Source organism: Aeromicrobium sp. (assembly GCF_025965075.1).
Lineage (GTDB): Bacteria > Actinomycetota > Actinomycetes > Propionibacteriales > Nocardioidaceae > Aeromicrobium.
The window spans coordinates 1-6655 of record NZ_JAOPXQ010000213.1 but is presented as its reverse complement, the minus strand read 5'-3'; the positions used below and the strand labels follow the sequence as shown (position 1 = coordinate 6655).

Annotated in this window: 6 protein-coding genes and 1 pseudogene; 1 reads left to right on the top strand and 6 read right to left on the bottom strand. The window is 69.6% G+C overall.

Going from position 1 to position 6655, the window contains the following annotated elements:
* Both JWQ91_RS12885 and gyrB read right to left on the bottom strand, forming a co-directional pair.
* Nucleotides 1-707 (bottom strand): DNA gyrase subunit A (locus tag JWQ91_RS12885; protein WP_297784715.1); only part of this gene is annotated, 707 nt, incomplete at its 3' end.
* A 55-nt stretch (nucleotides 708-762) separates the two neighbouring features.
* A complete protein-coding gene (gene gyrB, locus JWQ91_RS12880) occupies nucleotides 763-2772 on the bottom strand; it encodes a DNA topoisomerase (ATP-hydrolyzing) subunit B (RefSeq protein WP_297784712.1) in 2010 nt (669 codons plus the stop codon).
* A 225-nt stretch (nucleotides 2773-2997) separates the two neighbouring features.
* Here gyrB and JWQ91_RS12875 point away from each other — a divergent pair, with 225 nt between their 5' ends.
* Entirely contained in the window at nucleotides 2998-3792 is a 795-nt protein-coding gene (locus tag JWQ91_RS12875) for a phosphatase PAP2 family protein (protein ID WP_297784709.1), read from the top strand.
* A 7-nt stretch (nucleotides 3793-3799) separates the two neighbouring features.
* Here the strand turns inward: JWQ91_RS12875 and JWQ91_RS12870 are convergent, their stop codons facing one another.
* The 4 genes and pseudogenes from JWQ91_RS12870 to JWQ91_RS12855 form a co-directional block, all read right to left on the bottom strand.
* Complete coding sequence (locus tag JWQ91_RS12870; RefSeq protein ID WP_297784706.1) at nucleotides 3800-4288, bottom strand: DciA family protein; 489 nt, start codon at nucleotides 4286-4288, stop codon at nucleotides 3800-3802.
* Nucleotides 4281-5405 (bottom strand): DNA replication/repair protein RecF, encoded by a 1125-nt coding sequence (recF, locus tag JWQ91_RS12865; protein WP_297784703.1) that lies wholly within the window; start codon nucleotides 5403-5405, stop codon nucleotides 4281-4283. Before recF ends, JWQ91_RS12870 begins: the two co-directional genes overlap by 8 nt.
* 20 nt (nucleotides 5406-5425) lie before the next feature.
* Nucleotides 5426-6334 (bottom strand): annotated as a pseudogene (gnd, locus tag JWQ91_RS12860) (phosphogluconate dehydrogenase (NAD(+)-dependent, decarboxylating)); the annotation flags it as partial.
* A 22-nt stretch (nucleotides 6335-6356) separates the two neighbouring features.
* Nucleotides 6357-6655 (bottom strand): DNA polymerase III subunit beta (locus tag JWQ91_RS12855; RefSeq protein ID WP_297784698.1); only part of this gene is annotated, 299 nt, incomplete at its 5' end.

Below are 6655 nucleotides of genomic sequence, written 5' to 3'. Positions count from 1 at the left end.
TTGGTGCCGACGATCAGCGCGTCGGATGGGAAGTCAGGACCCTGGACCCGCTCGATGAGCGCCTCGAGCAGCTCCTCCTTGGACGCCTCGGGGTTGGACAGCGCCCACTGGGCGCCCTCGGCGACCTCACGCAGGTTGTGCGGCGGGATGTTCGTTGCCATGCCGACCGCGATGCCCGCCGAGCCATTGACCAGCAGGTTGGGGATGCGGGCCGGCAGCACCGTCGGCTCCTGGGAACGGCCGTCGTAGTTGGGGCGGAAGTCAACGGTGTTCTTGTCGATGTCGCGCACCATCTCCATCGCGATCGGCGCGAGCCGGCACTCGGTGTATCGCATCGCGGCGGCACCGTCGTCACCCGGCGAGCCGAAGTTGCCCTGCCCGTCGATCATCGGCGCGCGCATGACCCACGGCTGCGCGAGGCGGACCAGGGTGTCGTAGATCGCGGTGTCGCCGTGCGGGTGGTACTGGCCCATCACGTCACCGACGATGCGCGAGCACTTGCTGAAGCCGCGGTCGGGGCGGTAGCCGCCGTCGAACATCGCGTAGAGCACGCGGCGGTGCACCGGCTTGAGACCGTCCCGGACGTCGGGCAGCGCGCGGGACACGATGACGCTCATGGCGTAGTCGATGTAGGAGCGCTGCATCTCGTCCTGCAGCTCGACCGGCTCGATCCGGTCGTGCTCGGGGGGCGGGGTGGTTTCGGTCATCGGTCAAGTCCTGTCGTGGAGTGGGCGCCGCGAGGTGCGTTCATCGAGGTGCTCATCAGATGTCGAGGAAGCGGACGTCTTTGGCGTTGCGCTGGATGAACGAGCGCCGCTGCTCGACGTCCTCGCCCATCAGGATCGTGAACATCTCGTCGGCCATCGCGGCGTCCTCGAGGGTCACCTGGCGCAGGATGCGGTTGGCCGGGTCCATCGTGGTGTCCCACAGCTCGGAGTCGTTCATCTCGCCCAGACCCTTGTAGCGCTGGATCTGCTGGCCGACCTCCTTGGGCAGCCGCTTGCCGTCGGCCGCGCCGGCCGCCAGCAGGACGTCCCGCTCGGCGTCGGAGTAGGCCAGCTCGTCGGCCGAGTTGCTCCATTTGATCTTGTAGAGCGGCGGTTGCGCGAGGTAGACGTGACCGCCGTCGATGAGCGGCTTCATGAAGCGGAACAGCAGCGTCAGCAGCAGCGTCGAGATGTGCTGGCCGTCGACGTCGGCATCGGCCATCAGCACGATCTTGTGATAACGCAGCTTGGCCATGTCGAAGTCCTCGTGCACGCCGGGGCCGAGCGCGGAGATGATCGCCTGGACCTCGGCGTTCTGCAGGATCTTGTCGATCCGGGCCTTCTCGACGTTGAGGATCTTGCCGCGCAGCGGGAGGATCGCCTGCGTGCGGGGATCGCGGCCGCCCTTGGCCGAGCCGCCGGCGGAGTTGCCCTCCACGATGAAGACCTCGCACTCCTCGGGGTTGCGCGAGGAGCAGTCGGCGAGCTTGCCCGGCAGGCCGCCGCCGCCGAGGAAGCCCTTGCGGTTGCGGGCCAGGTCCCGCGCCTTGCGGGCGGCCATGCGGGCCGTCGCGGCGTCGATCGACTTGCGGACGATGGTCTTGCCCTCGGCGGGGTGCTGCTCGAACCACGCGCCGAGCTCGTCGTTGAGGACGCTCTGGACGTACGACTTGGCCTCGCTGTTGCCCAGCTTGGTCTTGGTCTGGCCCTCGAACTGCGGCTCCTCGAGCTTGATCGAGACGATCGCGGTGAGCCCCTCGCGGATGTCCTCGCCCGAGAGGTTGTCGCTGGCCTTCTTGATCAGGCCCTGCGCCGTGGCGAACTTGTTGACCGTCGTGGTCAGCGCCGCCCGGAAGCCCTCCTCGTGCGTGCCGCCCTCGTGCGTGTTGATCGTGTTGGCGAACGTGTGGACCGACTCGATGAAGCTGTCGTTCCACTGCATCGCGATCTCGAGGGACAGGCCCTTGCTCTCGTCCTCGGAGTCGATCGAGATGACGTCGCGATGGATCGGCGACTTGCTGCCGACGTTGATGTGCTCGACGTAGTCGACCAGGCCCTTGTCGTAGCGGAAGCGCGCATCGCGCTCGGCGCCCTGGTCCAGCGCGGTGTCGACGGGGGCCTCCCCCTCGACCTCGACGGCGGTCTCACGGTCGTCGCGCAGCACGAGCTCGAGGCCCTTGTTGAGGAACGCCATCTCGCGGAAGCGGGTCTTGAGCGTCTCGTAGCTGTAGACGACGGTCTCGAAGATGTCCTCGCTGGCGTAGAACGTCGTCGTGGTTCCGGTCTCGTCGGTCTCCTCGTGACGCTCGAGCGGAGCGTCCGGGACGCCGTACGTGAACGACTGGGTCCAGCGGTAGCCGTCGCGCTTGATCTCGACGTCGAGCCGGGTCGACAGCGCGTTGACGACCGAGACGCCGACGCCGTGCAGACCACCGGAGACCTTGTAGCCGCCGCCGCCGAACTTGCCGCCCGCGTGCAGCGAGGTCAGCACCAGCGTCACGGCGGGCATCTTCTCGGTCGGGTGCTCGTCGACGGGGATGCCGCGGCCGTCATCGACGACGCGCACGCCGCCGTCGGCCTGCAGGGTCACCGCGATGTGGGACGCGTAGCCCGCGAGGGCCTCGTCGACCGAGTTGTCGACGACTTCGTAGACGAGGTGGTGCAGTCCGCGCTCACCGGTGGACCCGATGTACATGCCCGGACGCTTGCGCACCGCCTCCAATCCTTCGAGAACCTGGATGTTGCTGGCGTCGTACGAAGCTTCAGGATCTGGAGTTTGGCTCACCGAACCAGTATACGGGGCGTTTCGTGCGTCTCAGGGCTTACCCACCGTTGCGGGACGGCGAGTCGCGCTCCTCGCGTGCCCGTGAGAGCGACAGAACGGCCGTTGTGACGACACGGGAGGGTCGGTGCCAAGGCCCGGTAGGGATCTGGGCCCGTCAGGGGCTCCAGCACACCGTGACGGTCCGTCTTGGTCAAGCCGCTGGGAGCCATGCGTCATCGTGGAGGGATGACCGACACCACGACCCGCCGCGGAACCGCGGTGACGGCTGCCTGGACGGCGGTCATGGCGGCCGCCACGCTGGCGGTCCTGGTGCAGGTCGCGGTGCGTAGCGCGCGGGGTCAGGACTGGGACGACTCGGCCATGAACACCGTCGTCGGAGGGCGCGACACCCGTCTGACGGTGTTGAGCGTGCTGGGCTACGTGTCGATCGGCGCCATCGTGATCGTCGTGATCGGCTGCGTCGCGGTGGCTCTCGCGCGAAGCAGCGTACGACTCGCGGTGGGCGCCGTCGCGGTCATCGCCGGCTCCAACCTGACGACCCAGGTGCTCAAGCACGCGATCCTGGACCGGCCCGACTTCGGCCTCGGCACGCTCAACAGCCTGCCCAGCGGGCACACCACGGTCGTCGCGAGCTCGGTCGGCGCCGCGCTGCTGGTCGCTCCGCGCCTCGCGCGGCCCGTCATCGCCCTGGCCGGCGGCTTCGCCACGACCCTGACCGGTGCCTCCACGGTCGTCGCGGGCTGGCACCGTCCGTCCGACGTCATCGCCGCGCTTGCCGTGAGCCTGCTGTGGACCGCGGTCGTCGCGGTCGTCGTCCATGCCGCGTCCGAGCCCGTCGCAGGAACGTTCGCCGCGGCGGTCGTGGGCTGCGGCGGTGCGCTGCTGGTCCTGGTCGCGATCGGTGTGCGACCCGTGCTCGGCTGGGACGGCTTCGTGCAGGCCGGTCTGGTGCTGGGTGCCGTGACGGCCGCGACCGCGGTGTTCGTCCTGGCCTGCGCGGCCGTCGCCCCCGCGGAGTGAACCGCGCTCACCCGTAGGTGTCTCGGGGACCCCGGGCCCCACGGATCGAGCGCGGCCCGGACTTCCACGACGGCGCCTGGGGGCCTCGGACGTCGATCCGGAGGACCGAGCCGTCGCCGAGCGCGGCGTTGAGCTTGGCCACGATCCGCGGCGCGAGCATCTTGAGCTGGGTCGCCCACGCGGTCGACGAGGCGCGCACGTGCACGACGGCATCCTCGAAGCCCTCGATGACGGCGTGCTGCGCCACCTCCGGACCGACGAGCTGCTGCCAGTCGGTGAAGATCCGCTGGTCGGCGAGCTTGTCCGACCAGCCCTGGTTCTGCACGACCCGGTCCAGGAGCTCCGACAGCGGGGACGCGTCCTCCCGGGTCTCGCGGGCCGGCCTCGCCGGGCGGACCTTGCGCTTGCGCGGCAGCTGGCCCGGGACGCCCTTGCCTTGGTAGGACCGTGCGATCTGGCGGGCGAGGTCCAGGCCGTCGTCGTCGGGATCAGTCACGGAGCACCTTGCCGCCCGCCACCCGGAACCGGTGGCCCTTGAGCGCCTCGGGCACGTCCTCGGCGACCGCCGCCGTCACCAGCACCTGCTCGGCGTCGGCCACCAGCTCCGCGAGCTGCTGGCGTCGGCCCTGGTCGAGCTCGGCGAACACGTCGTCGAGGATCAGCACGGGATCGTCGTCGTCGGCACGGAGCAGCTCGAAGGACGCGAGCTTGAGCGCGAGGGCGTACGACCACGACTCCCCGTGGCTGGCGTAGCCCTTCGCCGGCAGCTCGCCGATCGTCAGCTGGACCTCATCGCGGTGCGGTCCCACCAGGCTGATGCCGCGATCGACCTCGTCGGGTCGGCGGCGCAGGATCTCGGCCATCAGCGCCTGCTCGATGGCCGCCTGGTCGCGCAGGTCGGGCTTGAGCTCGACCGAAGGCTTGTAGACCGCGGTCACCTGCCGCCGGTCGGGCGCCGACTCGGTCGCGACGCGCTGGTAGGCCTCGGTGAGGAATGGTGCGAGGGCGTCGAGCAGCACGAGCCGGGCGGTCACGAGCTCGGCTCCCGTGCGCGCGAGGTTCTCGTCCCAGATGTCGAGCGTCGCGATCTCGACGTTGCGGCGGCCCCGCGCCGACTTCAGCAGCGTGTTGCGCTGCTTGAGCACCCGGTCGTAGTCGGCCTTGACCCCGGCCAGCCGGGGCGTCCGCAGGACCAGCAGCGAGTCGAGGAACTTGCGCCGGTCGGACGGGTCGCCCTTGACCAGGGCCAGGTCCTCGGGCGAGAACATCACGGTCCGCAGCACCCCGACCAGGTCGCGGGTGCGCGGCAGGGCGCCGCGGTTGACCCGGGCCCGGTTGGCCCGGCCCGGCGTGATCTCCAGCTCGAGCAGCGCCGTGCGGTCTCCCCGGACGACCTCCGCCCTGACGATCGCCTGGCCGGCTCCCGCCTTGACCAGCGGGATGTCACCGGAGACGCGGTGCGAGTCGAGGCGCGAGAGGTAGTCGATCGCCTCGACCAGGTTGGTCTTGCCCTGGCCGTTGGAGCCGATGAACGCCGTCGCGCCGGCCTCGAGATCGATCTCGACGTCGCCGTAGGAACGGAAGTCGTGCAGCGTCAGCCTGCTGACGTGCACCCTCGACCCTCTTCCATGGCTCAGGCGTCCCTGGGGTCGTGGCCCGCTTCGGCCGCGGCCTGGACGGCGTGGCCGCCGAACTGGTTGCGCATCGCGGCGACGGCCTGCATCGCGGGCGACTCGTCCTGGCGGGACGTGAACCGGGCGAACAGCGAGGCGGCGATGGTGTGCAGCGGCACGGCGTTGTCGATCGCGGCCTCGACGGTCCACCGGCCCTCGCCGGAGTCCTCGGCGTAGCCGCGGATCTTGGACAGGCCCGGGTCGTCCTCGAGCGCCTTGACCAGCAGGTCCAGCAGCCACGAGCGGACGACGGTGCCCTCGCGCCACGAGTCGAAGACCGCCGTGACGTTGTCGACGATGTCGACCTTCTCGAGCAGCTCGTAGCCCTCGGCGTAGGACTGCATCATGGCGTACTCGATGCCGTTGTGGACCATCTTGGAGAAGTGCCCGGCGCCGACGCGGCCGGCATGGACGAAGCCGGACTCGCCCTTCGGGCGCAGCGCGTCGAACGCGGGCTGCACCTTCGCGATGTCCTCGACGGTGCCGCCGGCCATCAGGGCGTAGCCGTTCTCGAGGCCCCACACGCCGCCGCTCACGCCGCAGTCGATGTAGCCGATGCTCTTCTCAGCGGCCAGGGCCGCGTGCTTCTCGTCGTCGGTCCAGCGGGAGTTGCCGCCGTCGACGATGACATCGCCCTCTCCCAGCAGCTCGATCAGCTCGGTGACGGTCGCACGGGTGATGTCACCGGCGGGCACCATGACCCACACGACCTTGGGCGACGGCAGCGCCTCGACCAGCTCGGCGAGCGAGGAGACGTCGCTGACGTCGGGGTTTCGGTCGTAGCCGACGACAGTGACCCCACCGTTGCGCAGGCGGGTACGCATGTTGCCGCCCATCTTGCCCAGTCCCACGAGTCCGATGTCCATGCTGCTCCCTTGGGTGGCGTTGCGGTCAGTTCTGCAGACGGACGGGCATGATCAGGTAGCGGAACGCGACGTCTGGGTCGGCCCCGATTTCCTGGACTCCCGAGATCGCTGCAGGCTTGGTGTGCTGCGTGAAGGACAGGTGCACGACCGGGTCGGACATGACGCCCAGTCCCTCGAGAAGGTAGGTCGGGTTGAATCCGATCGAGATGTCGGCGCCGTTGATCGTCGCCTCGATCGACTCCGAGGCCTGGGCGTCGTCGCCGCTGCCCGCCTCGAGCAGGAGCTGGCCGTCGGAGAACGTCAGGCGGACGGGGGTGTTGCGCT

Bases quoted from the DNA above. Each gene is read 5' to 3' on its own strand.
- JWQ91_RS12875 (WP_297784709.1), top strand. From the start codon at position 2,998: ATGACCGACACCACGACCCGCCGCGGAACCGCGGTGACGGCTGCCTGG.